At 64.3% G+C, this 23,731-nt stretch carries 18 protein-coding genes; 9 read left to right on the forward strand and 9 right to left on the reverse strand.

Features of this window, described 5'->3' with window-relative positions; genetic code table 11:
* Positions 1–197 precede the first annotated feature (197 nt).
* Positions 198–2,411, forward strand: a complete 2,214-nt coding sequence (locus E2583_RS10615; RefSeq protein ID WP_291595573.1) for an AsmA family protein — start codon at positions 198–200, stop codon at positions 2,409–2,411.
* A 286-nt stretch (positions 2,412–2,697) separates the two neighbouring features.
* Here the strand turns inward: E2583_RS10615 and E2583_RS10620 are convergent, their stop codons facing one another.
* The gene (locus tag E2583_RS10620; protein ID WP_291595575.1) at positions 2,698–4,248 is read right to left on the reverse strand and encodes a methyl-accepting chemotaxis protein; all 1,551 of its coding nucleotides are present in this window, start codon (positions 4,246–4,248) and stop codon (positions 2,698–2,700) included.
* A gap of 231 nt (positions 4,249–4,479) precedes the next feature.
* Between E2583_RS10620 and E2583_RS10625 the strand changes: the two genes are divergently transcribed.
* Positions 4,480–4,650, forward strand: coding sequence for a hypothetical protein (locus E2583_RS10625; protein ID WP_291595577.1), 171 nt, complete (start codon positions 4,480–4,482; stop codon positions 4,648–4,650).
* Between the two features lie 36 nt (positions 4,651–4,686).
* On the opposite strand, the gene dnaE is transcribed toward E2583_RS10625, so the two are convergent.
* The 6 genes from dnaE to E2583_RS10655 form a co-directional block, all read right to left on the reverse strand.
* Entirely contained in the window at positions 4,687–8,097 is a 3,411-nt protein-coding gene (gene dnaE / locus E2583_RS10630; protein WP_291595579.1) for a DNA polymerase III subunit alpha, read from the reverse strand.
* Positions 8,090–9,583, reverse strand: a complete 1,494-nt coding sequence (locus tag E2583_RS10635; protein WP_291595580.1) for a DNA polymerase Y family protein — start codon at positions 9,581–9,583, stop codon at positions 8,090–8,092. Before E2583_RS10635 ends, dnaE begins: the two co-directional genes overlap by 8 nt.
* 1 nt (position 9,584) lies before the next feature.
* Positions 9,585–10,457, reverse strand: coding sequence for a translesion DNA synthesis-associated protein ImuA (gene imuA, locus E2583_RS10640; protein ID WP_291595582.1), 873 nt, complete (start codon positions 10,455–10,457; stop codon positions 9,585–9,587).
* 314 nt (positions 10,458–10,771) lie between these two features.
* On the reverse strand, positions 10,772–12,124 hold the full coding sequence (locus tag E2583_RS10645; RefSeq protein ID WP_291595584.1) for an HD domain-containing phosphohydrolase: 1,353 nt from the start codon (positions 12,122–12,124) through the stop codon (positions 10,772–10,774).
* 195 nt (positions 12,125–12,319) lie between these two features.
* The gene (locus E2583_RS10650; protein ID WP_291595586.1) at positions 12,320–12,958 is read right to left on the reverse strand and encodes a 3-oxoacid CoA-transferase subunit B; all 639 of its coding nucleotides are present in this window, start codon (positions 12,956–12,958) and stop codon (positions 12,320–12,322) included.
* Between the two features lie 9 nt (positions 12,959–12,967).
* Positions 12,968–13,669, reverse strand: coding sequence for a CoA transferase subunit A (locus E2583_RS10655; protein WP_291595588.1), 702 nt, complete (start codon positions 13,667–13,669; stop codon positions 12,968–12,970).
* Positions 13,670–13,743: 74 nt separating this feature from the next.
* On the opposite strand from E2583_RS10655, the gene E2583_RS10660 reads away from it, so the two are divergent.
* Positions 13,744–14,286 (forward strand): PAS and helix-turn-helix domain-containing protein, encoded by a 543-nt coding sequence (locus tag E2583_RS10660; protein ID WP_291595590.1) that lies wholly within the window; start codon positions 13,744–13,746, stop codon positions 14,284–14,286.
* A gap of 343 nt (positions 14,287–14,629) precedes the next feature.
* The gene (gene katG, locus E2583_RS10665) at positions 14,630–16,831 is read left to right on the forward strand and encodes a catalase/peroxidase HPI (RefSeq protein ID WP_291595592.1); all 2,202 of its coding nucleotides are present in this window, start codon (positions 14,630–14,632) and stop codon (positions 16,829–16,831) included.
* 97 nt (positions 16,832–16,928) lie between these two features.
* Here the strand turns inward: katG and E2583_RS10670 are convergent, their stop codons facing one another.
* On the reverse strand, positions 16,929–17,177 hold the full coding sequence (locus tag E2583_RS10670) for a hypothetical protein (RefSeq protein WP_291595594.1): 249 nt from the start codon (positions 17,175–17,177) through the stop codon (positions 16,929–16,931).
* A gap of 164 nt (positions 17,178–17,341) precedes the next feature.
* Here E2583_RS10670 and E2583_RS10675 point away from each other — a divergent pair, with 164 nt between their 5' ends.
* The 5 genes from E2583_RS10675 to E2583_RS10695 all read left to right on the forward strand — a co-directional run bounded on the left by E2583_RS10675 (position 17,342) and on the right by E2583_RS10695 (position 23,251).
* A complete protein-coding gene (locus tag E2583_RS10675) occupies positions 17,342–17,812 on the forward strand; it encodes a CopD family protein (RefSeq protein WP_291595595.1) in 471 nt (156 codons plus the stop codon).
* 218 nt (positions 17,813–18,030) lie between these two features.
* Positions 18,031–18,606 carry a MarR family winged helix-turn-helix transcriptional regulator gene (locus tag E2583_RS10680; RefSeq protein WP_291595597.1) on the forward strand — a complete coding sequence of 192 codons (576 nt, stop codon included), beginning with the start codon at positions 18,031–18,033 and terminating at the stop codon, positions 18,604–18,606.
* 60 nt (positions 18,607–18,666) lie between these two features.
* A complete protein-coding gene (locus E2583_RS10685) occupies positions 18,667–20,151 on the forward strand; it encodes an efflux transporter outer membrane subunit (protein ID WP_291595599.1) in 1,485 nt (494 codons plus the stop codon).
* A 151-nt stretch (positions 20,152–20,302) separates the two neighbouring features.
* Positions 20,303–21,607, forward strand: coding sequence for an HlyD family efflux transporter periplasmic adaptor subunit (locus E2583_RS10690; RefSeq protein WP_291595600.1), 1,305 nt, complete (start codon positions 20,303–20,305; stop codon positions 21,605–21,607).
* Positions 21,608–21,622: 15 nt separating this feature from the next.
* Entirely contained in the window at positions 21,623–23,251 is a 1,629-nt protein-coding gene (locus E2583_RS10695; RefSeq protein WP_291595601.1) for a DHA2 family efflux MFS transporter permease subunit, read from the forward strand.
* 68 nt (positions 23,252–23,319) lie between these two features.
* Here the strand turns inward: E2583_RS10695 and E2583_RS10700 are convergent, their stop codons facing one another.
* Positions 23,320–23,649 carry a hypothetical protein gene (locus E2583_RS10700; protein ID WP_291595603.1) on the reverse strand — a complete coding sequence of 110 codons (330 nt, stop codon included), beginning with the start codon at positions 23,647–23,649 and terminating at the stop codon, positions 23,320–23,322.
* Between the last annotated feature and the right edge of the window lie 82 nt (positions 23,650–23,731).

The following is a 23,731-nucleotide window of genomic DNA, read 5'->3' on the forward strand; positions in this document are numbered from 1 at the left end:
CCTTTTTGGAAGACGCCGAAGACATTTCGGCCCATGCGCACAGGCGTGGCACCTGGGACCTTCAGACGGACGAGCGCTTCCCGGAACGTTCGCGGCACCTGGGCTCATCGCACGCCTGCCATGCATGCCTCAGGCAATTGGATGACGATGCAGGACACGCACACGCAATAGCATGTGGCAAAAAGGATGCAACAGCCATGGTCGACACAACCGGTACTTCCGCCCCTGAATCTACCGCTGCACCTTCGCGCCGGACACATCCGTGGCTGCGCTGGGCAGCCGTTGCAATGGCGCTGCTGCCGGCCTTGATGCTGGCGGCGGCAATGCTGGTCGCCTTCACGGACTGGAACAGGCTCAGGCCCTGGATCAATGAAAGAATCAGCACCACCACAGGCCGAGAATTTGCCATCAGGGGCGATCTGCAGGTGCAGTGGATCTGGCCACAGCCCCTCGATACGGGCTGGCGTCGCTGGCTGCCCGGCGTGGTGGTAAGGGCCAGCGACCTGACGCTTTCCCAGCCTCTCGGCTGGCTGGTTCAACAAGTGCCCGGAAACGCCGATGACAAGCAGCCGGTATTGCCCGCAGCGCCCAAGGAACTCAACGCCGGTCGCCTGCCTGGACAGGGCCAGGCAGCGGGCGAGAAAAAGACGGCCGCAGATGACGACGACGCCATAGCGGATGCCGACCGTCAACCGCCCGAACGCGATGCCCGTACCATGATCACCGCGGCGAATGCCACGGCCAGCCTGCGCCTCTGGCCGCTACTGAGTCGCCATGTTCAGCTCGACTCCTTGCTGCTGCAGGCTCCCGACGTGGTGCTGGCCCGCAATGACAAGGGCGAGAACAACTGGACCTTCGACACGTCGGCAGGCAGCGGCTCTGCGTGGAGCTTTGACATCGGCCAGTTGCGCATCAGCGACGGTGTGCTGGGCTGGTCCGACGCGATCAGGAACATGGCCGTGCGTGCGCGTATCGACACGCTGCGCAGACCGGTCAGCGCCGGGCAGCCCTACGGCATGCGCTTCGGCCTCACGGGCTATCTTTATCAAGGCAGAACCCGGGCGCAGATTCAAGCCCAGGGTCTCGCAGGACCGGTACTGGACCTGCGCCAGGACAGGCTGCGTTTTCCGTTGCGCATCCACGCCAGGGCGGGCAGCCTGCAGGCCTTTGCAGAAGGGAGACTCGACAACCCCAAGACTCTGGACGGACTGGACTTTCAAGTGCAGGTTCGCGGCAAGAGCATGGCCGACCTGTTTGAACTCAGCGGACTGCTGCTGCCCGCCACGCCACCGTTCGAGACCAGCGGCCACCTCACAGGCAGCCTTCGGCCCGGCAATGCCGTCTGGCAATACGAACAATTCCGGGGCAAGCTGGGCCAGAGCGATCTGAGCGGCGACCTGCAGTACCGCTCCGCCCAGCCCCGCCCCAAGCTGACTGCACAGCTGCGCTCCAGGCAGCTGAGGCTGGTGGATCTGGGGCCTGTCATCGGCGCTGCGCCGTCTGGCAGCTCCGACAAGCCCCAGCCCATCAACGGCAAGGTACTTCCGCAGGTCCGGTTTCAGACCGGAAACTGGGACAAGATGGATCTCGATCTGCACTATGAAAGCAGCCATATCCTGCGGCCCGAAGCCCTGCCCGTGCAAAACCTCAGCGTGCATGCGCTGCTGGACAACGGCAGGCTCAGCCTCTCGCCGCTGAGATTCGGCTTCGCCGAAGGTACGCTGAATCTCGACGCCCACGTGGACAGTCGTGCCCGACCGGTGGCCGCCAAGCTCAACGGACAGGTACAGTCGCTCAAGCTGTCCGCACTGTTCCCCAAGATCGAAAAGATGAAGAAGAGCCTGGGTCGGCTCGACGGGGCAGTCGCCATCACCGGACAGGGCGAGTCGCCGGCCCAGTGGCTGGGCACGGGCAACGGCTCGCTGCGTCTGTACGTGCGCGATGGCACTTTCAGCTCGCAACTCCTGGACCTGGCCGGGCTGAACGTTGGCTCCATCGTCATCGCCAAGCTGTTTGGCAGCGACAGGGAAGTGCAACTGCGCTGCGCCGTGGCCGACCTCCATCTTCAGCAAGGCATCGCCCGGCCACGCGCCGCGAAGCTGGCCACCACCGAGGCCGTCGTGGAGGCCACCGGCCAGATCAATCTGGCACAGGAGCAGCTCGATCTGCGCATTGTCCCCGAATCGCTGAAATGGAAGTTCTTCTCTCTGCGCACGCCGCTCTATGTGCGAGGCAGCTTTGCCAGGCCCGATGTAGGGCTGGAGCCCGGCCCATTGGCCGCCCGCGCAGGGGCTGCGGTAGCGGCTGCAGTTCTTGCGCCGGCAGCACTGGCACTGGTGCCCCTGACCGTGCCTGCGGCAGACGACGATGTGAATTGCAAGCAATTGCTGACCCAGGTTCGCAACCGCTGAGGCGGGCAGGCAGCCAGTGCATGGCCACCGGTGCGCCATGTCCCTGCCACCAGGCCACTCACCGTAGAGTCCTCAGTCTCGCTTGTGGAGGCCCGGCCACGCGAGCTCTCCCCCCGAGAGCCTGGTGAACTGCCTGCATGAAGGGGCACCGGCAGTCACGGTGATGCAATATGGCGCGATGGCTTCGCCCCCATTCCACGCCGCGAAGACCCTCACGGCAGAACCACCGCTGCACGGCATTCCAGCCGCAGGCCGCGTCGCCGCAGGACCTTCCCGGTTTGCGGAATCAGGCGCTCCTGAGTCGGAAGACGCTGACCATCCGAGACAGATCGCTGGTCTGCTGCTGCATGGATTGGGCGGCTGCCGTGGACTCTTCCACCAGGGCTGCATTCTGCTGGGTCACCAGATCCATCTCGGCCACGGCACGGTTGATCTGCTCGATGCCGCTGGTCTGTTCCTGGCTTGCCGCTGTGATCTCGCCCATGATGTCCGTCACGCGCTGCACGCTGCTGACGATTTCATCCATGGTCTGGCCCGCCTGGCTGACCTGCACGCTGCCCTCTTCCACCTTGGTGACCGACGCCTGGATCAGCTGCTTGATTTCCTTGGCGGCTTCCGCGCTGCGCCCGGCCAGAGAGCGCACTTCAGATGCCACCACCGCAAAACCACGGCCTTGTTCGCCGGCACGGGCCGCTTCCACGGCGGCGTTCAGCGCAAGAATATTGGTCTGGAAGGCAATGCTGTCGATCACGCCGATGATGTCGGAAATCTTGCGCGATGCGTGGCTGATGGCGCCCATGGTCTCCACCACCTGAGACACCACCATGCCTCCCTTGACAGCCACATCGGAGGCTGATAGTGCCAGCTGATTCGCCTGGCTCGCGTTATCGGCATTTTGCTTGACGGTGGAAGTCAGCTGCTCCATGGATGCAGCCGTCTGCTGCAGGGAACTGGCCTGCTCCTCCGTGCGCGCAGACAGATCGTGGTTGCCCGCCGCAATCTGGCCGGATGCCGTGGCAATGCTGTCCGTGCCCTGACGCACCTGCCCCACCAGCCTATCCAGGCTGGCGTTCATATCGTGCAAGGCCTGCATGAGTTGCCCGGTTTCATCGTTGCTGCTCACCTGGATCTGCGCTGTCAGATCGCCATCGGCCACACGGCGTGCCACTCCCACCGCATGCTTGAGCGGAGCGGTGATGCCTCGCGTCAGGCGCCAGGCGCTGACAGTGCCGATGGCCAGGGCCAGCAAGGCCAGAACCAGGAAGTAGGTCTTGCTGTTGCTCTCGATCTGCACGACCTCAGCCGCCTTGGCGTCGAGGTTGGCCCGCTGCAGGCTCAGCAGCTCTCCGAGAAGCTTCAGATAGCCCTGGGCGGCTGGTACATAGCTGCTGATCAGCGTGGACTCCGCCTCTTCGGCCATGCCCTGGGCCTTGAGCTGGCTGACCTTGTCGCGGCTGGCGAGATAGGTCTTGCGCACCTGCATGATCCTGTCCAGGATCTCGCGCTCCGCAGGATCGGAGATCAGGGGCTCGATCTGCTTGAGCACATTGGCCGTGCTCTGGGTCGTGGCAGCCGCGTCCGCGGCCAGAAACTGCACCAGACTTGCGTCGCTGCTCTTGGCGATGGCGGTGGTGCGGGCCACAGCCACGCTGACGTTGCTGTTCCAGTCGCTGATCAGGCGCTCCTTGGTCAGCGGCTCCTGCATCATTTGCTGCGTGGCCTTGCCCACCGAGTGCAGCTGCCAGATGCCGATCACCGTGATCACCACGGCAAATGCCAACACCACTGCGAACCCCAGGCCCAATCGGGCACCAATGTTCAGCTTGGTCAATCTCATCACGTTCATCCATTTCATAAAAAACAGTTGGACGGCAGAGCGGCCACTCCGAACATGAAATGGGGCCAACCCGCAAAGCCGCTTGTGGCTTACTTTGCTAGCGCAAATCGCAACACAATGTAATGAGTATTATCAAGGGTATGGGTTGCGGCCAGGGCGACCGGACGCTTCAATGCCGCAGGCATTGCCTTCACATCGCGCCAAAATGACTCAAGGGCGCGAAATGCGCCCTTGGCCATTCTTGTTCAGCCACGCGGCGTGAAATGCCTTTCCCAGCTGGACAACCCGCCCGGATTTCATGTGGGCATTGCGCTGGTGCATTCGGTCATGCGCGGCAGCCGGGCCGTGGAAAAGCTCATTGAACATGCGCTGCAACATGCCAGGCTGCGGGCCGCGCACTGAATTCGCAGCGGCCCGCGCGTACCGGCCTCTGCGGGCTCAATGAAAATCCCTGCTGTTCAGTCCGACCTCGGCAAACCGCCCCAGCCAGCGGGTCACATTCCTGGCCTTCATCACGACCAGGTGGCGAACCGCAGGTTCCTGCCCGGTCTGGGCCAGTGGCATATCCCCTGCGGATTCCGACGCCTCCAGTTGCGCAGCCGTGCTGCGCTGCCAGATCCCCTCCACGGCCAGCAGACGCGAGGCCAGCAACGCAGAGCGCCAGCGCGCAAAGGTCTGGCTCCAGACCACCAGGTTGATGACGCCGGTTTCGTCTTCCAGCGTGATGAACAGCGTGCCGTTGGCGGTAGGCGGTCGCTGGCGTACGGTCACGATGCCGCAGGCGCGCACCTTCTGGCCTGGCAGCATCTGGCGCAGTTCGGCTGCGGTCTTCAGCCCATGGCGCGCCAGCCTGGGACGCAGCAAGGCCAGCGGGTGGCGGCGCAGGCTCAGGCCGGTGGCGGCATAGTCGAACATGATTTCCTCGCCCTCGGCGGCCTGGGGCAGCTCAAGCTTCGGCTCATGAATGGCGGCCTGCGCAAAAATGGGCGGCAGGCTGACCTGTGCAGCCGCATCCCACATCTGCTGACGGCGGTGACCGGCCAGGCTGCGCAGCGCATCTGCTGCGGCCAGGGCTTCCATATCCGCCTTGTCCAGCCGGGCCCGGATGGCCAGATCGCTCACGTCCTTCCAAGGAGCCTGCGCAGCTTCACCTTCGATCCGCAGCGCTGCGGCCTTGCCCAGCCTGGCAACCCGGTTCAGCCCCAGGCGCACGGCCGGCTGGGGCTGGGCCACGCCGCGAATGGCCTGCAGAGGGGCTTCGAGTGTGCAATGCCAGTGGCTATGGCAGACATCGACGGGCAGCACGCGCACGCCATGGCGGCGCGCATCCTGCACCAGCTGGGACGGCGAATAAAAACCCATGGGCTGGGCATTGAGCAATGCCTGCAGAAAAATGGCCGGCTCATGGCGCTTGAGCCACGCGCTCGCATAGGCCAGCAACGCAAAGCTGTAGGCATGGCTTTCGGGGAAGCCATATTCGCCAAAGCCCAGCATCTGGGCAAAGATGGCATTGGCGAATGCGAGGCGGTAGCCCTTGGCCAGCATGCCGCCGACAAGCTCGTCTCGGAAACGATGCACCCCGCCCTTGCGCTTCCAGGCGGCCATGGAGCGGCGCAGCTCGTCCGCCCTGCCCGGCGAAAACCCCGCAGCATCGATGGCGATCTGCATCACCTGTTCCTGGAAAATGGGAACGCCCAAGGTACGCCTGAGCGATCTCTCGAGATCCGGGTTTTCCAGCGTGAGTGGCAGCTTGCGGCGCGCTCGCTCGCGTGCCAGCAGATAGGGGTGGACCATGCCGCCCTGGATCGGACCAGGGCGCACGATGGCAACCTCGACCACCAGATCATAGAAGGTGCGCGGCTGCAGGCGCGGCAGCATGCTCATCTGGGCACGGCTTTCGATCTGGAAAGTACCCACGGTATCGGCCTGGCAGATCATCTCGTAGGTCGCGGCATCCTCCTGCGGAATCTGGTGCAGCTCCCATGCTTCGCCCCGCCAGCGAGTACGCTCGTTCAAGGCATTGCGCAACATGGTGAGCATGCCCAGGGCCAGCACATCGACCTTGAGCAGGCCCACGATGTCGAGATCGTCCTTGTCCCACTGAATGACGGAGCGCTTGGCCATCGTGGCAGGCTCGACGGGCACCAGGCGCGTGAGCTTGCCCTCGGTCAGCACGAAGCCGCCCACATGCTGACTGAGATGGCGCGGGCTGTCCTTGAGCTGCCAGGCCAGCTCTATCCACAGGCGCAGCCGATGCGCGCCCACTGCGCAATTCATCTCGCGTGCCAGCACCTCGGCTTCCTGGAGCTTGCGCTGCACCCAGTCTTCGGGCAAAGCTTCGGGCGCCTGGTCCTCCTCTGCCGAGTCCGCCGTTTCGGCATGCGTCCGTGCTTGTGCCTGGGCATGCTCGCTGAACCAGTACTGCCCCTTGGCCAGGGCATCGATCAGATCGGCGGGCAGGCCCAGCGCCTTGCCCACATCGCGCAGCGCGCTGCGGCTGCGCCAGCAGCTGACCACGGCCGTGAGCGCCGCGCGCTCGCGCCCGTACTTGCCGTAGATGTACTGAATAACCTGTTCGCGCCGCGCGTGCTCGAAGTCCACATCGATATCGGGCGGCTCGCTGCGCTCCTTGCTGATAAAGCGCTCGAACAGCAGATTGCCACCATGCGGGTTTACCGCGGTGATGCCCAGGCAGTAGCAGACCGCAGAATTGGCCGCCGAGCCGCGCCCCTGGCAGAGAATGCCGACGCTGCGGGCATAGCGCACGATGTCATGCACGGTGAGAAAGTACATCTCGTACTTCTTGTCCTCGATCAGCGCCAGCTCTTTGTGCAGCTGATCGCGCACTTTCTCGGGAATGCCCTGGGGATAGCGCCCCGCCGCGCCCTCCCAGGTCAGCCAGGCCAGGGTCTGCGTGGCCGTCATGCCGGGCAGCACGCTCTCCTTCGGATAGTGGTAGCGAATCTCGTCCAGGCTGAAGCTGCAACGCCCGGCCAGCTCCAGCGTCGCCTCCAGCATGGCCCTGGGATAGAGCGAAGCCAGCCGCAGACGCGAGCGCAGATGCCGCTCGGCATTGGGCTGCAGCGCAAAGCCGCATTCGGCCACGGTGCGCCCCATGCGGATCGCCGTGACCACATCCTGCAGCGGCTTGCGCGAGCGCGCATGCAGGTGGACATCGCCGCAAGCCAGCAGGCGCAGACCCAGCGCCGCCCCCGCCTGCTGCAGGGTCTGCAGCCACAGGCTGTCGTCGGGCGCCAGGTGCAGCTCCACCCCCAGCCAGAGGTTTTCGGCATCAAGATATCCTGAAACGCTTTTCAGGCAGGCCATTACAGCGATCAAATCCGATGCATCCAGCCTTCCCCGCTGCGGCACCAGCAGACATTCGCAGCCTTGATTCAGCAGCTGCCAAGGGCTGGAGCCATCGACCAGATAGCCGCCCTTTGCCGCACGGCTGCGTGCGGCGGTGATGAATTCACAAAGATTGCCCCACCCCTGCAGGTCACGCACCAATACCACAAGCTTGAGTGATCCCCAGGTGAATTCGCTACCATGGATCAGGTGCAGCCTGCATTCGCGAGCCGCTTCAAAGGCGCGCACGGCACCGGCTACCGAGCATTCGTCGGTCAGCGCCAACGCCGCATAGCCCAGGCTTTTGGCGCGGTGCACCAGTTCGGCAGGCGATGAGGCACCACGCAAGAAACTGAAATGCGATAGACAGTGCAGCTCGGCATAGGCCAGCGGCCCCCTGCCCATGCCCTGGGCCACGGGAGTGGTCGGTATGGCGGCAGGCGGCGGCCCGGCCAGTTGCGGAGCGGGAGCGGGCAGCTCGGCCATGAGTGGCTCAGCCATACACGCCTTGCGCAAACCAGATGGCCGGGCTGGTTGTCATGCGCACCTGGGGTTCGCTGCGGGCGCGCTCACGGTAAATCCAGACATGTCCGACCACGGCGTTATAGGCCACGAAATAATCACGCACGGCCAGACCGGCCGGTGCGCCGGCCTGGGCATCGCCAGCCGCATCCCACCAGCCGGATTCCAGCCTGTAGGGACCGGCCTTGAGCTGTAGCGGCCCATGCCATTGGGGACGATTGTCCTGCACGGGCAAGGCCTGGGGCTTGGACAGCAGCCAGGGTGGCCACAGGGCTTGCCAGGGGTCTGCACAGCCGGGCTGACGGCGCGGCCTGAAGCCGGCTCCCGCCTCGGCCCTGGTGCCGCCTGGCTTCTGGCTCTGCAGCAGCTTCGCCGCAGCTTGCCAGCACTGCATCAGCTCGGGGCGGTGATCGGCCAGCGGCTGCACCATCTGCACGGCCGCTTCGCCCCAGCGGGCGCTCAGACGCTCCACCCATTCGTGCCAGGCCAGACTGTCCGACGGGTTCTGGCCCTGGACGGCAGGCAGGCAGCTCAGCGGCTCGGCCGCCCAGGGAACCGTCTCCAGCGCCTGCAACTCCAGCATGTCCACCGGGGCACGCCAGCGCCGCTGACCCAGGTGCTCGCGCAACAGGCGCTGCAAATGCGCCATGCCCTGCGTGGGCTGGGCCGTGCGGATGACCAGCGACTCCCAGACCGGCAGCTCCTGGCCGTCGATACGTCGCAGATCATGGTGGCAGCGCAATTGCAGTGCCAGCACGGCATGGTGACGTGCCTGAAGCCAGGACTGCAGCGCACGCAACAGCGGCTGCGCTGCCTGGAGCACGGCATCGGCATGATGGGCCGGGTAGCCCAGGTCATGGCGCTGCACGAATTGCTGCGGCAGTTGCAGCCAGTCAAGCGCCTGGGGCAGCAGACCATAGGCTTCGTCGAGCGCACGCAGGGCCTCGGCCCCGACACGGCGCGCCAGCCCCGCGCGCGGCAGCGCGCGCACATCGCCCCAGCAGCGGCAGCCCAGGCGCAACAGTACGGCGCTGTGCTGTTCCAGCGCACTCAGCGTCCATAGCGGCAGCGCATCCGCAGGCAGCGATGGCGCGGCCATGGACAAGGGAGCTGCAACGAATCTGCAGTGCCGGCCCTGATGCAGCCGCAATCGTGCCAGCGCCTTCCAGGCCGTGCTGCCCTGCCCGTGCAGCGGCGGCAATGACGCATCGTCGGCACCGGACTCCGTCCGTCCCGACACAGCGACCTGACAGGCCTGGGCAAAAGCCCTGGCCAGCCGCGCCTGCAAGACCTCGGGCCCGCCCCAAAGGCGATGCACCATGCTGGTCTCCATGAGCAAGGCGTCTTCGAGCAAGGCCACGCGCGGCGAAAACTCCAGCGCCCACCAGCAGGCACTCTCGGGCACCGGGCTGGACTCGCTCAGGCAGGCCAGAGGCCAGGCCATCCAGTGCTCTGGACTGCCCATCTCATGCCTCCGTCATCCGAGGCGAGGCCGTTGCAGACGCGGCGGCTGTCATGCGCCCCTGCATGAGCATGGCAGCCTCCTCGCTCTGGCGCGCATGTCTTTGGGCCTGCGCCTGCAGCACGGGCTGCCAGGCCCACTGCGAAAGCGCGAGCTGTATGGGGCGCTCCAGCACAGGTCCACGGCGCTTCAGTATCTGTATCCGCAAACCCGGCGCCTGCTGGGCAGCAGAGTCTGCCGCGACTCTCTCCAGTCTCAGCCGCAATGCTGCAGGGGAACTGTGCGACTCGCCCTGCAACGCCTGCCACAGCCACAGAGGCCGGCCCTGCGAAGCGGCTGCCAGCTGCAAGCGGCGCAGCGTGGACGCGGGAAGTTCGGGCAACCAGGCCAGCACCGCCAGCACATCACGGCAATGCAGAGCCTGTTCGCAGGCCCAGGCCAGATCCTGGGCACTGCGCCCCGGCTGCACCGCGCACAGCCGCTTCGCGTCGATACCGGCGGCCTGCAAGGCCGGGGCAAAAGGCAGATAGGGTGGAGCCACCAGCACCAGTTGCCCCATCCGCGAATCCCCGAGTGAAGCCGCGTGCTGCCGGACACGGGCGGCCAGCGCGGGCAACAGCAAGGCCCACTCCGCATGACAGTGCGCAGGTTGCTGCAGCTGAATCAAGGCGTTGCCGGGCCAGCCGCCACCGGGCAGCTCACAGTCCAGCGCTGCATGGCCACTGGGCCAGACCTTCGGGGAGGCCTCCAGCCGCCAGTCCGTGCCGCGCCAGACACCGGGAATCCGGATCTCGGACAAGCCCGGACTGCCCCCTGCAGGCAGACCCGCCTGCATGCTCTTCGCTGCACCAGCCTGCTGCCGGGCAGACTCGTTCATGCCTGGCGGTGAGCCAGGGCGGGCCAAGGATGTCGAGGACGGGGAGTGCATAGGAATATTCTTAAGTACTGTACAAATATACAGCCACCAGAATTTCCACGCAAAACAAAGCCCTAAGCCCAGCAGCAGATGTGGTCAGCCTGTGCAGATCGCGTGCTGCACGCCCTCAAACGTTCTGCTCAAAGTGCGGCAACCAGGCACAGGAAGGCACGCACCTGCGACCTTCCAGAAATTTCCCGGCAGCGCTTCGGAATCAAGCGCACCCGGCATCAAGCCCAGGTACGGCAAGCCCGAATGCCCCCTGGCCAATGCCCTCAATTCAGCGGTGCGCTGTCGCCATTCAAGGTCGAATTGCGGCCTGCCTGCGGCATCAATTGGGCGCAGGCCTCACACCATTCGGCCACGGCAACTTCCAGCCTTGAGCCTCCCTGCCCCAGCGTGGGCCAGCGACGCAGGCAGTCGTTCATCGTGGCCTGCAACTGCCAAAGGGCCTCGCGGTTGACCAGCGCCAGTTCGCTCATGCCCAGAGCGTCATCCTTGAAGAATCTCAACACATCCAGTTGCTGGCTGGGATGGGAGCCTGCTTCGGCCAGTTGCTTCTGCAGTTGTGCAAGATTCGCCTCCACGGCCACTGCCGCCTGCGCATCGGGCATCTGCTGCCATTGCTCGGGAAAATCCTGCCTGAGCTCATTCCATTTGCGCAAGGCTGCCTCCAGGGCGGCGATGCTGTGCGAGAACTCGGCCTGCAGCGGTGCCAGCGGCTTGCCGGGACTGATTTCGTCGTAGAGCAGCGGCAGAATCTGGTGCACCAGATCGGCTGGATAGCTCTTGTGGTTCATGCGCAGCATGAGCGACAGGCGCTGTCCCGGCATGTCGGTGAATTTCTCGAAGAAGGCCGAGACCACCTCGGCCAGCAGCAGCACCTGGCCCATGGGCGAAATGGCGTTGCCCTTGATGCCGCGCGGATAGCCGGAACCATCCATGCGCTCGTGGTGCTCGAGCACGGCGATTTCCACGGCGCGCGAATACAGTTCTGTGCTGCGCACCACCAGCATGGCCGTGACGGAATGCGCGACCAGGTGCTTGCGCTCCTCGCCGCTCAGGCGGTGGTCCGGATCGGTCCATACCGGATCCATATAGAGCATGCCCACATCGTGCAACAGCGCGGCCGTGGCCAACGGCACGCATTCGCGCTCGGTCCAGCCGTTCTTGAGCGCCAGAAAGATCGACACCAGCGTCATCTGCAGGCTGTGCTGATAGAGGTCGGAGCGCTGCTCGCGCATGACGGTGAGCTTGAAGGCAATGGCCTGAGGCAGCAGCAAGCTCCTGAGCGGGGCCAGCAGGCGCTCGATATCCCCGATGGACGCCACCATGCGATGCAGCAGGTCGACCTGTTCGCATTGCTGGCGCGCCAGTGCCACCAAGGATGCCACGTCAACCAGATCGCCCGTGACCAGGTTGGCATCGATCGGGTCACGCAGCTTGTGCATGACCAGGCGATCATAGAGACGACTGTCAACACGTGTGCCTTTGTCCACCAGTTTCATGCCCTTGTCGGTATAGATTGCATCGCCTGTCATGACCTCCGTATGCTCGGCCATATCGGTGACTGCGCGCAAAAAATGTACATCGGTCTCGTGCCCTTGCGCACCAGCGTTCTCACTCATCAAAGCGCTCTTTTTCTGTCTGCTCAATCAGACTCGATTGTTGCAGATTGAAATAATTTGTGGGCCACAATTAAAGCGAAAACAGCTTACATAGCTTGTCCCATCAGCCACGGCAGCTATTAATTCTGCTGATTCCGCAGAAAAGGCATAAAAAAAGAACCGCCGCAGCGGTTCTTGCCGGGGGCTCAGCGCCGCTTATTTCAGCAGCGTCACACCCGTCTTGGACTGGATCTCGTCAAAGCTCACGCCCTCGGCCAGCTCCACCAGTTTCAGACCTTCGGGCGTCACATCCATCACGCCCAGGTCGGTGATGATGCGGTCCACCACGCCGAGCCCCGTCAGCGGCAGCGTGCAGCGGGGCAGAATCTTCAGGTCGGTCGTGCCGTCCTTTTTCCTGGCCACATGTTCCATGAGCACGATGACGCGCTTGACGCCCGCCACGAGGTCCATGGCTCCGCCCATGCCCTTGACCATCTTGCCCGGAATCATCCAGTTGGCCAGATCGCCTTTTTCGGACACCTGCATGGCGCCCAGAATGGACAGATTGATCTTGCCCCCGCGAATCATGGCAAACGACTGGTCGGAGCCGAAGATGGCCGAGCCGGGAAGCGTGGTCACGGTCTGCTTGCCGGCATTGATCAGGTCGGCGTCGACCTGGTCTTCGGTCGGGAAAGGGCCGATGCCCAGCATGCCGTTCTCGGACTGCAGCCACACTTCCTTGTCGCCCGTGTGGTTGGCCACCAGCGTAGGAATGCCGATGCCGAGGTTGACATAGAAACCGTCTTCGAGTTCTTGGGCCGCGCGTGCGGCCATCTGGTCTTGGGTCCAAGGCATGACAGCTCCTTATTTCTTCTCGGTGATGGTGCGCTTTTCGATGCGCTTTTCGGGGTGGGCGTTGTGCACGATGCGGTGCACATAGATGCCGGGCAGATGGATGTCGTCGGGAGCGATCTCGCCCACTTCCACCAGTTCCTCGACCTCCACCACACAGACCTTGCCGCAGGTGGCTGCTGCGGGGTTGAAATTGCGCGCCGTCAGACGGAACTGCAGATTGCCGCTCTTGTCGGCGCGCCAGGCCTTGACCAGGGACACATCGGCCACGATGGCACGCTCCATCACATAGGTCTCTCCATCGAACTCCCGCAGCTCCTTGCCCTCGGCCACCAGCGTGCCCACGCCGGTCTTGGTGAAGAAGGCAGGAATGCCCGCGCCGCCGGCGCGCATCTTCTCGGCCAGCGTGCCCTGCGGCGTGAATTCCAGCTCCAGCTCGCCGGCCAGGTACTGGCGCTCGAACTCCTTGTTCTCGCCCACATAGCTGGAGATCATCTTCTTGACCTGGCGCGTGTCCAGCAGCTTGCCCAGACCGAAGCCGTCCACGCCGGCGTTGTTGGACGCCACCGTGAGGTTCTTGACCCCGCTGGCGCAAAGCGCATCGATCAGGGCTTCGGGGATGCCGCACAGGCCGAAGCCGCCCACAGCCAGCAATTGCCCGTCGGCCACCACGCCCTGCAGCGCCGCTTCTGCGGATGGATAGAGCTTTTTCACACATGTCTCCTTGAAATGGGATGCGCTACGATACTACGTACTTGAGTAAGTAGTTTTTCGTAAAGAGCAGCACCATGGTTGTGGATTACCGGCTGGCGTTCGACGCCGCCCCCGTAGGTCTCGTCATCTCGCGCCACCGCATCATGATCGACTGTAATCGGCAATTGTGTGAAATGTTCCATGCCTCGCGCGAAGTGCTCATCGGACAGACGTTTCAGGTGCTGTACCCCAGCGTCGACGAATACGAGCGCCTGGGTGCACGCATCGCCCCCATCCTGAACACCAAGGGCATCTATTCGGACAACCGCATCATGAAGCGCGCCAATGGCGAGGTGTTCTGGTGCCATGTCAGCGGTCGCACCCTGGACCGCAGCGATCCCCATGCATCGGGCATCTGGAGCTTTGAGGACCTCTCGGCCCACCGGCCCGTCAAGGCCGAACTCACGGGCCGTGAACGAGAAGTCGCTGCGCGTCTCCTCGAAGGCATGACCAGCAAGGAAATCGGCAAGGCACTCGCCATCAGCCATCGCACGGTGGAGATCTACCGCGCACGGCTGATGCGCAAATACGGTGCCTCCACCGCTGCCGATCTGGTGCACAAGCTGGTAGCCGGCTGAGCCGCCGGCCCAGACGCGATCAGGTAGGCCGAGAACCTGATTTGCAGGCCCCGGCTTGTACAAACCGGCAGGCTCGCATACGCTCAAAAAGTCGCAGTTCCGGTCGTTGGGCGAAGTCTTCGAACCCGACTTCCCGTCGTCCCAGGACTCGACACTCATTTCTTCCTATGACGCCGCTTAGTAAATTCAATAGCACAACATGCGCTACAGGCAGGCCGCGCACTGATAATTCACTTCAACCAATCGCCAATAGCTATTGAGTTTAATTAATTGATATTGATCATTGATTGATATCTGTTTCCTGAACCCACCGACCTGTCGGATCGTTGAAACGGAGAGCCCCATGACTACTGAATCCAAGTGCCCCTTCCACCAAGGACAGAACAGCGAAACCGCTGCGGCAGGCAATGCCACCAGCAACAAGGACTGGTGGCCCAATCAGTTGCGCGTGGACTTGCTGAGCCAGCACTCCGCCAAAAGCAACCCTCTGGGCGAAGACTTCAACTACGCCCAGGCCTTCCAGAAACTGGACTATGAAGCCCTCAAGCGCGACCTGCGCGCCCTGATGACCGACTCGCAGGACTGGTGGCCTGCCGACTTCGGCCACTATGGCCCCCAGTTCATCCGCATGGCCTGGCACGCGGCCGGCACCTATCGCATCCAGGATGGTCGCGGCGGCGCGGGCCGCGCCCAGCAGCGCTTTGCGCCTCTCAACAGCTGGCCCGACAACGTCAACATCGACAAGTCGCGTCGCCTGCTGTGGCCGATCAAGCAAAAGTACGGCAGCCAGATCTCCTGGGGCGACCTGATGATTCTGTGCGGCAACGTCGCACTGGAAACCATGGGATTCCGTACCTTCGGCTTCGGCGGCGGCCGTGTCGACACCTGGGAACCCGATCAGGACGTGTACTGGGGAGCAGAAAAGGAATGGCTGGCCCCCACCGACAATCCCCACAGCCGCTACAGCGGCGAGCGCGACCTCGAAAACCCGCTGGCCGCCGTGCAGATGGGCCTCATCTATGTCAACCCTGAAGGTCCGGACGGCAATGGCGACCCGCTCTCGGCCGCGCGTGACATCCGCGACACCTTCGCCCGCATGGCGATGGATGACGAGGAAACCGTGGCACTGATCGCCGGCGGCCACACCTTCGGCAAGACCCATGGTGCCGGCCCCGCCAGCCATGTGGGAGCCGAGCCCGAAGCCGCCGGCCTGGAAGCCCAGGGCCTGGGCTGGGCCTCCAGCTTCAAGTCCGGCAAAGCCGGCGATGCCATCACCTCGGGCCTGGAAGTGACCTGGACCCAGACACCGGCACAGTGGAGCAACTTCTTCTTCGAGAACCTGTTCAAGTACGAGTGGGTGCAGGAAAAAAGCCCTGCCGGCGCGATTCAGTGGGTCGCCAAGGATGCCGGGGATGTCATTCCCGACGCGCATGGAGGCCCCCACAAAAAACCCACCATGCTGACCACCGACCTGTCGCTGCGCATGGACCCGGCCTACGAGAAGATCTCACGCCGCTTCCTCGAAAACCCGCAGGCTTTCGCCGAAGCCTTTGCCCGCGCCTGGTTCAAGCTGACCCACCGCGACATGGGCCCTCGTGCACGCTACCTGGGCCCCGAAGTACCCAAGGAAGAGCTGATCTGGCAAGACCCCATCCCCGCCGTCAAGCATGCACTGGTCAACGAGGCCGATGTGGCCGCCCTCAAGGCCAGGCTGCTGGCATCGGGCCTGTCGGTGCAGGAACTGGTGGCCACGGCCTGGGCCTCGGCCTCCACCTTCCGGGGCTCCGACAAGCGCGGCGGCGCCAACGGAGCCCGCATCCGCCTGGCTCCGCAAAAGGACTGGGCTGCCAACAACCCTGCGCAACTGGCCAAGGTACTGGGCAAGCTCGAGGAAATCCAGCGCGAGTTCAACAAGGCGGCCGAGGGCGACAAGCGTATCTCGCTGGCCGACCTGATCGTGCTGGCCGGCAGCGCAGGTGTGGAAAAAGCGGCCGCAGATGCTGGCGTGAAGATCAGCGTGCCCTTCACCCCTGGCCGCGGCGACGCCAGCGACGAGCAGACCGATGCCGAATCCTTCGCGCCGCTGGAGCCCAAGGCCGACGGCTTCCGCAACCACCTGCAAGGACGTTTCCCGGCCCCCGCCGAAGCCCTGCTGATCGACAAGGCCCAGTTGCTGACGCTCACGGCCCCCGAGATGACCGTGCTGATCGGTGGCCTGCGTGCCATCAACATCAACACCGAAGGCAACCACGGCGTGCTGACCCAGACTCCAGGCAAGCTGACGAACGACTTCTTCGTCAACCTGCTGGACATGGGCACACAGTGGCAGCCTCTGGAGGATGGCAACTACGAAGGAGTGGACCGCAAGAGCGGCGCCAGGAAATGGACCGGGACCCGCGTGGATCTGGTCTTCGGCTCCAACGCCGTTCTGCGCGCGGTGGCCGAGGTCTATGCCGAGAAGGGCAACGAGCAGAAGTTCTACCAGGACTTTGTCGCAGCCTGGGTCAAGGTCATGGAGCTGGACCGCTTCGACCTGAAGCCGTAATGGGGCGCGCCGGGGTCGGCCCCCCGGCCCCATGCCCCCCATCAAAGAGCTGTCAGCGCCTCTCCATGAAGCGCAGGCAGCTTTTTTACAGCAGCACTCACATCTCCAGCTCGACCGCTTCCCGCGACAGGTCCCAGCCGAGCACAAAGACTTCGTATTGCTTCTGCCCGCTGTCATCGCGCCAGACCTCGGGGCCGAACTCGCTCATGTTGCCGTTCAGGCTCAGTCCTTTGCGCAGCACGCTGGAATCGGTCTGCTCGGCCAGCACATAGCGGCCGTTGACGGTACGCAAGGCGACCCGTCCGGAAGACTGCTTGAAGGCGATGACCGTGGCTTGTTCTGACATAAGGCTTCCTTCGCGGTTGTTGGCGATTGTTGGCTGTTGCGGGTTTCTGCCCAGTCTAATCAGGCTTGGGCGCGACGAAAGCCCTGCTATTTCGGCCTGTGTGTTCCACCCGTAGGACGATCTCCGGTAGGCTTGCGATATCTCCCCATCAAGCCCCACAAGCCATGCTTTTCATTCTGTTCAAGCTTCTTCACCTTCTTGCCGTCATCATCTGGGTGGGCGGCATGTTTTTCGCACATTTCTTTCTTCGCCCTGCCGTCCAGGGACTGCAGTCGCCCGAGCGCGTGACGTTGATGCATGGGGTGCTGCAGCGCTTCTTCGCCTGGGTCGTGGTGCTGGTGGTCGTCGTGCTGGCCACCGGCATCGGGATGATAGGCAGCATTCACGCCATGGCCGCCCAGGCAGGCAGCCAGTTCAACATGCCGGTCAACTGGATGGTGATGAGCATTCTGGGCCTGGCGATGATGGCGGTGTTCGGCCATATCCGGTTCGCATTGTTCAAGCGCCTGAATGCGGCCGTGCAAGCCAAGGACTGGCCCGCAGGTGGCAAGGCGCTGGAGAGCATCCGCAAGTGGGTTTCCCTCAACCTGGCCTTGGGCCTGGTGATTGTGGTCGTTCTGCGCGTACCGCTCTGAACCACCTCTCCCCGCGTGCGCCCGGTCTCCATGACCGGGCTTTTTTTTGGAAGCGAGGCCAGGTCCGCGCCCATAACAACAAAGCGCAAACTGCTTTTATTTTCATAGCAGGCAGCACAAGCGCTTCAAAGCCTGATATCGCGCCTCTCTGAGCTTGCTGACATTTTTTCGCGATTGCACAATAATTGCCAACTCAATCATTGATCAAGCAAATATTGGTGGAGCCATTGCAAAACCAGACCGATCCCATCATCGACCCGCAGGACGCATCCAGCTTCTTCTACCAGGCAGGGGTCTACGCACCGGACAAAAGCATCGGTTTTCTCATGCGGCGCGTGCTCAGCTCCATCCTTCAGCTGGCCGACGCCCAGTTGGCCGAGCAAGGACTGACCTATGTGCAGTGGCTGCCGCTTTACAAGCTGTTGATCTGCTCCGACACCAATAGCAGCACGCTGGCCAAGGACCTGGGCATGGACCCGGCCTCGGTGACGCGTGCGCTGGACCGCATCGAGGCCAAGGGACTGCTGCGCCGCGAACGCTCCACCACCGACCGGCGCGTGGTGCATCTGGTGCTCACCGAAGAGGGACGCAGCGTCGCCGCCCAGGTGCCCAAGGTGCTGACCAAGGTGCTCAACGGCCATTTGCGCGGGTTCAGCCACAGCGAATGCACGCTGATGCTGTCCATGCTGCAGCGCATGCTGGTCAACGGCGATGCCCTGCGCGAAGCCCTGACCCAGGAGCCCGCCAAGCTGCCCACCCAAACGAACGAGGCCGGCAGCTCCCGGAAAGACTAGGCTGGCCTGCTGCGTGCTTTTCCCAACGCCCTATTTCAATAAAAACCACTGGCACTTTCCATGACCTCTAGACCTTCACGCAAACTTGTCGTTGATAGCGCCCCTGGCCGCCCGCTGCTGGCAACCGCAGCACTGGCCGCTGCGCTGACACTGGCAGGCTGTGCCTCGCAAGGGCCGGCACACCAGCCGCTGGCGCGACTGGGCTCGGCCGATGTCGGCCTGAACGACGCGGCCAGCCTCAGCGCTGCGGATGCCTCGGCATTCGCCTCCCCCCAATGGTGGACCGGTCTGGGCGATGCCCAGCTCAATCAGCTCATCGATCAGGCCCTGGCCGGCAGCCCCAGCCTGGCCGCCAGCAACGCCCGCTTTGAAAAAGCCGCAGCCCTGGCCACGGCCAGCAGCACGGCCAGCGATGTGCGCGGGACGCTGAGCGCCGACGTCACACGCCAGCGCTACACGGCCAACGGCATGATTCCCGCCCCGATTGCGGGCAACATTTACAACAGCGGCAATCTGCAGGCCGGACTGTCCTGGTCGCCCGACTTCTTCGGCAAGCATGCCGCAGAACTGCAGGCCGCACTGGGCCAGGCGCGCGCCGCCAAGGCCGACAGCGCCGCCGCCGCCAGCCAGCTGGCCGCACAGGTGGCGCGCAGCTATATCGCCCTGGCCCGGCTGATTGCCCAGAAAGAAGTGGCACAGCGCACGCTGGGCCAGCGCCAGGCATTGCTGAGCCTGAGTGAGCAGCGCACCCGGGCGGGCCTCGACAGCCAGGTGGAGCTGACCCAGGCCCAGGCCGGCATGCCCGACGCCCAAACCCAGATCGAGATGCTCGGCGAGCAGATCACGCTGGCACGCCGCACGATTGCCGTGCTCTGCGCCCAGGCACCCGATGCGCAAGATGCGCTCTCGCCCAGGCTGTCGGTACTGCGCATCCAGCCCGTGCCCCAGGCGCTGGGCGCGGATCTGCTGGGCCGCCGCCCTGACGTGGTGGCCGCGCGCTGGCGCGTGGAAGCGGCCACGCAAGGCATTGCATCGGCCAGGGCCGACTTCTACCCCGATGTGAACCTGACCGCCTTTGTGGGCCTGAACGCGCTGGGCCTGGACAATCTGCTGCAGGGCAGCTCGCGCCAGATGGGGATCACGCCCGCGCTGCGCCTGCCCATCTTCGACGGCAAGCGCCTGCGGGCTCAACTGCGCGGCAAGCAGGCCGACCTCGACACCGCCATCGCCCAGTACAACGGCGCCGTGCTCGATGCCGTCAAGCAGGCAGGCGACGCCATTGCCTCCGTGCAATCGCTGCAGCGCCAGCAGCAGTTGCAGGCCGAGTCGCTCTCCAAGGCCGAGCGTGCCTATGACTTTGCCGTGCAGCGCTACCAGGCCGGCCTGGGCAGTCAGATCACCGTGCTCAACACCGAAACCCAGCTCATCAACCAGCGCCGCCTGGCCGTGGACCTGCGGGCCCGCGAGCTCGACACCCGCGTGGCCCTGGCCGCAGCCCTGGGCGGCGGCTGGAGCGACGACACCCCGGCTGTTGCCCTGCAATAAACATCGGGTTCAACAAAATCAATAGCTGCTACCGCTTTACTGCCATCAAATTCAAGGCAAAAACACTCTCAATTCTTTTATTGACAGGCGCTAGTAGCTCCTCTTTTTCAATAGCGCAAAACCGCTTCACCGATAACAAAGCGCCAACATCATGACCGACACCAAGCCTACTCAGAACGCTCCTCAAGCTCCTGCGGCAGCGACGCCCAGCGCCAACCCGGCAGGCCGCCGCAAGGGACTGACCATCGTGGCGGCCGCTGTCGCCGTGGCCGCCATCGCCTGGGGCGGCTGGCACTGGATGGTGGCCCGCAACTACCAGACCACGGACAACGCCTATGTGGCCGGCAATGTGGTGCAGATCACGCCCCAGGTCGGCGGCACCGTGATCAGCATCGGCGCCGACGATACCGACTATGTCCGGGCAGGCCAGCTGCTGGTGCAACTGGACCCTGCCGACTATCTGGTGCAACTGGCCCAGGCCGAGTCGCAACTGGCACAGACCGCGCGCCAGACCCGCACCCTGTATGCCAACAACGCCCCGCTGGCCGCCCAGGTGGCCCAGCGCGAAGCCGATCTGCTGCGCCTCAAGGCCGATGCCGCCAAGGCCAACGACGATGTGGCGCGCCGCAGCCCGCTCACGGCCACCGGTGCCGTGGGCAAGGAAGAGTATGACCATGCCAAGGCCCTGGCCACGGCTGCCAGCAATGCCGTGACGGCCGCCGAAGCCGCCGTGCGCGCTGCCAAGGCCCAGCTGACGGCTGCCGAAGCCCAGACCAAGGGCACGACGGCCGAGGACTTCCCGGCCGTCATGGCCGCTGCCGCCAAGGTGCGCGAGGCCTATCTGGCCCTGCAGCGCACGCGACTGATCGCGCCTGTGGACGGTTTCGTGGCCAAGCGCGGTGTTCAACTGGGCCAGCGCGTGGCGGCCGGCTCGCCGCTGCTGACCGTGGTCGATCTGCACAAGCTCTGGGTGGACGCCAACTTCAAGGAAAGCCAGCTGGCCGATCTTCGCATGGGCCAGAAGGTGGAGCTGACTGCCGATGTCTACGGCGACAAGACCCGCTATGAAGGCAAGGTCGTGGGCCTGGGCGCGGGCACGGGTGCGGCGTTTGCGCTGCTGCCCGCGCAGAACGCCACCGGCAACTGGATCAAGGTGGTGCAGCGCGTTCCCGTGCGCATCAGCCTGGAGCCCGAAGCGCTCAGGCAGCACCCGCTGCGTGTGGGTCTGTCCATGGACGTGAAGGTCGACATCCGCGACAAGGACGGCCAGGCCCTGGCCAGCACGCCGCGCACCGAGCCCGTGGCCCAGACCACCGTCTATGACGGCAGCCTGGCCCAGGCCGAGCAGCGCATCCAGCACATCATCGCGGGCGACAAGCTGCCGGCGCTGACCCAGCTGGCCGATCTGCCCGCCCCGGCCGCACCCGCCCAGCCCACAGCCCAGCCTGCGCAATAAGACGCGGAATCAGCCATGACTTCCACGACCTCTGCCAACCCTGCGCCGGGCGGACCTGCGGCAGGCGATTCGCCACCACCCCCGGCGGCCCGCCCCATGCCGCCTGCCATCGCCCCACTCAAGGGCGCCCAGCTCGCCCTGGGCACGCTGGCGCTCTCGCTGGCCACCTTCATGAACGTGCTGGACTCCTCCATCGCCAACGTGGCCATTCCGGCCATCTCGGGCGATGTGGGCGTCAGCCCCAGCCAGGGCACCTGGGTCATCACCAGCTTCGGGGTGGCCAATGCCATCTCCGTGCCGCTGACGGGCTGGCTCACCCAGCGCTTCGGCGCCGTGCGACTGTTCACCATGAGCGTGCTGCTGTTCGTGCTGACCTCCTGGCTCTGCGGATTTGCCTCGTCGCTGGAGATGCTCGTGCTCTTTCGCGTGCTGCAGGGCGCCGTGGCCGGCCCCATGATTCCGCTGTCGCAGACTCTGCTGCTGTCCAGCTACCCGCCCGCCAAGGCCGGCGTCGCGCTCTCGCTGTGGGGCGTGACCACGCTGGTTGCGCCCGTGGTGGGGCCGCTGCTGGGCGGCTGGATCACGGACAATATTTCCTGGCCCTGGATCTTCTACATCAACGTGCCCGTGGGCCTGCTCTCGGCCCTCATGACCTGGAGCATCTACCGCGACCGCGAAACGCCCACGCGCAAGCTGCCCATCGACACCGTGGGCCTGTCCCTGCTCGTGCTCTGGGTGGCGGCGCTGCAGCTGATGCTGGACAAGGGCAAGGAGCTGGACTGGTTTGCCTCCAATGAAATCATCGCCTTTGCGGTGATCGCTGTCGTGGCCTTTGCCGTCTTCGTGGTCTGGGAGCTGACCGACGCCCATCCCGTCGTCGATCTGCGCCTGTTCAAGCGGCGCAACTTCGCGGCTGGCTCGATCGCGCTGTCCATCGCCTATGGTCTGTTCTTCGGCAATGTGGTGCTGCTGCCGCTGTGGCTGCAGCAATGGATGGGCTACACCTCCACCTCGGCCGGCCTGGCCCTGGCGCCGGTGGGCCTGCTGGCCATCCTGCTCACGCCCATGGTGGGCCGCAAGGTCGGTGTCTGGGATCCGCGCAAGATGGCCACGATCGCCTTCATCGTGTTTGCCATGGTGCTGTGGATGCGCTCGAAGTTCACCGTGGAGACCGACTTCGCCCACATCCTGATTCCCACGCTGATCCAGGGCGGCGCCATGGCCTTCTTCTTCATTCCGCTGACCACCATCACGCTGAGCGGACTGACGCCGGACCGCATTCCTGCCGCCGCAGGCCTGTCCAACTTCGTGCGGATCACGGCCGGCGCCATGGGAACCTCGATTGCCACCACGCTCTGGGAAAGCCGGGCATCCATGCACCATGCGCATCTGACCGAGCTGCTGGTGCAGGGCCAGGGCACGTTTGCCAGCACGATCAGAAACCTGCAGGCCGCAGGCATGAGTGCCGAGCAGGCCTATGCCCAGATCAACCGGCTGATCGATCAGCAGGCCTTCACACGGGCCGCCGACGATATCTTTCTGGCATCGTCCTTTCTGTTCCTGAGCCTGATCGTGCTGATCTGGTTCACCAAGCGCCCGGCCTCTGCTGCGGGAGCCTCCGACGCGGCCGCCGGCGCACACTGATTGACATCCGAAAAATGGGCCGAGAACGCTCTACCCTCGGGCGTTTTCAGCTATTTTCTTGATCGCTTCTAGGTGCCGGCAGACTGCTTGTCCAGGCGCCGCAAAAAAACCTGCAGCTCCTTGACGACCTGGGCATCGCCCTTGGTCTGGGCACAGCTCAGCCCTTGCTGCCAGGCGGCGCGCGCTGCCTGTGCATCGCCCAGCGCCAGCTCCACCCTGCCCAGCTGCTTCCAGGCGACGGAGTATTCGGCATCCAGCGCCGTGGCCTTGCGCAGATGCTCGCGCGCCACGGCCAGCTGCTCCTCGTCGGCATAGGCCTTGCCCAGGGTATAGCGCAGCAGCGCACCGTCCTTGCCGGCTGCCAGCATGCTCTCCAGATTGCGAACCATGGGATTCATATGTATTTGCTCCTCGGACAGCGAGTGTCGCATTCGCCCCATCCGATCACGGCAATGGCCGCTCCCGCGATACGGCCTCTTG

The organism is Comamonas sp., assembly GCF_009360615.1.
In the GTDB taxonomy this organism is placed as follows: domain Bacteria; phylum Pseudomonadota; class Gammaproteobacteria; order Burkholderiales; family Burkholderiaceae_C; genus Comamonas.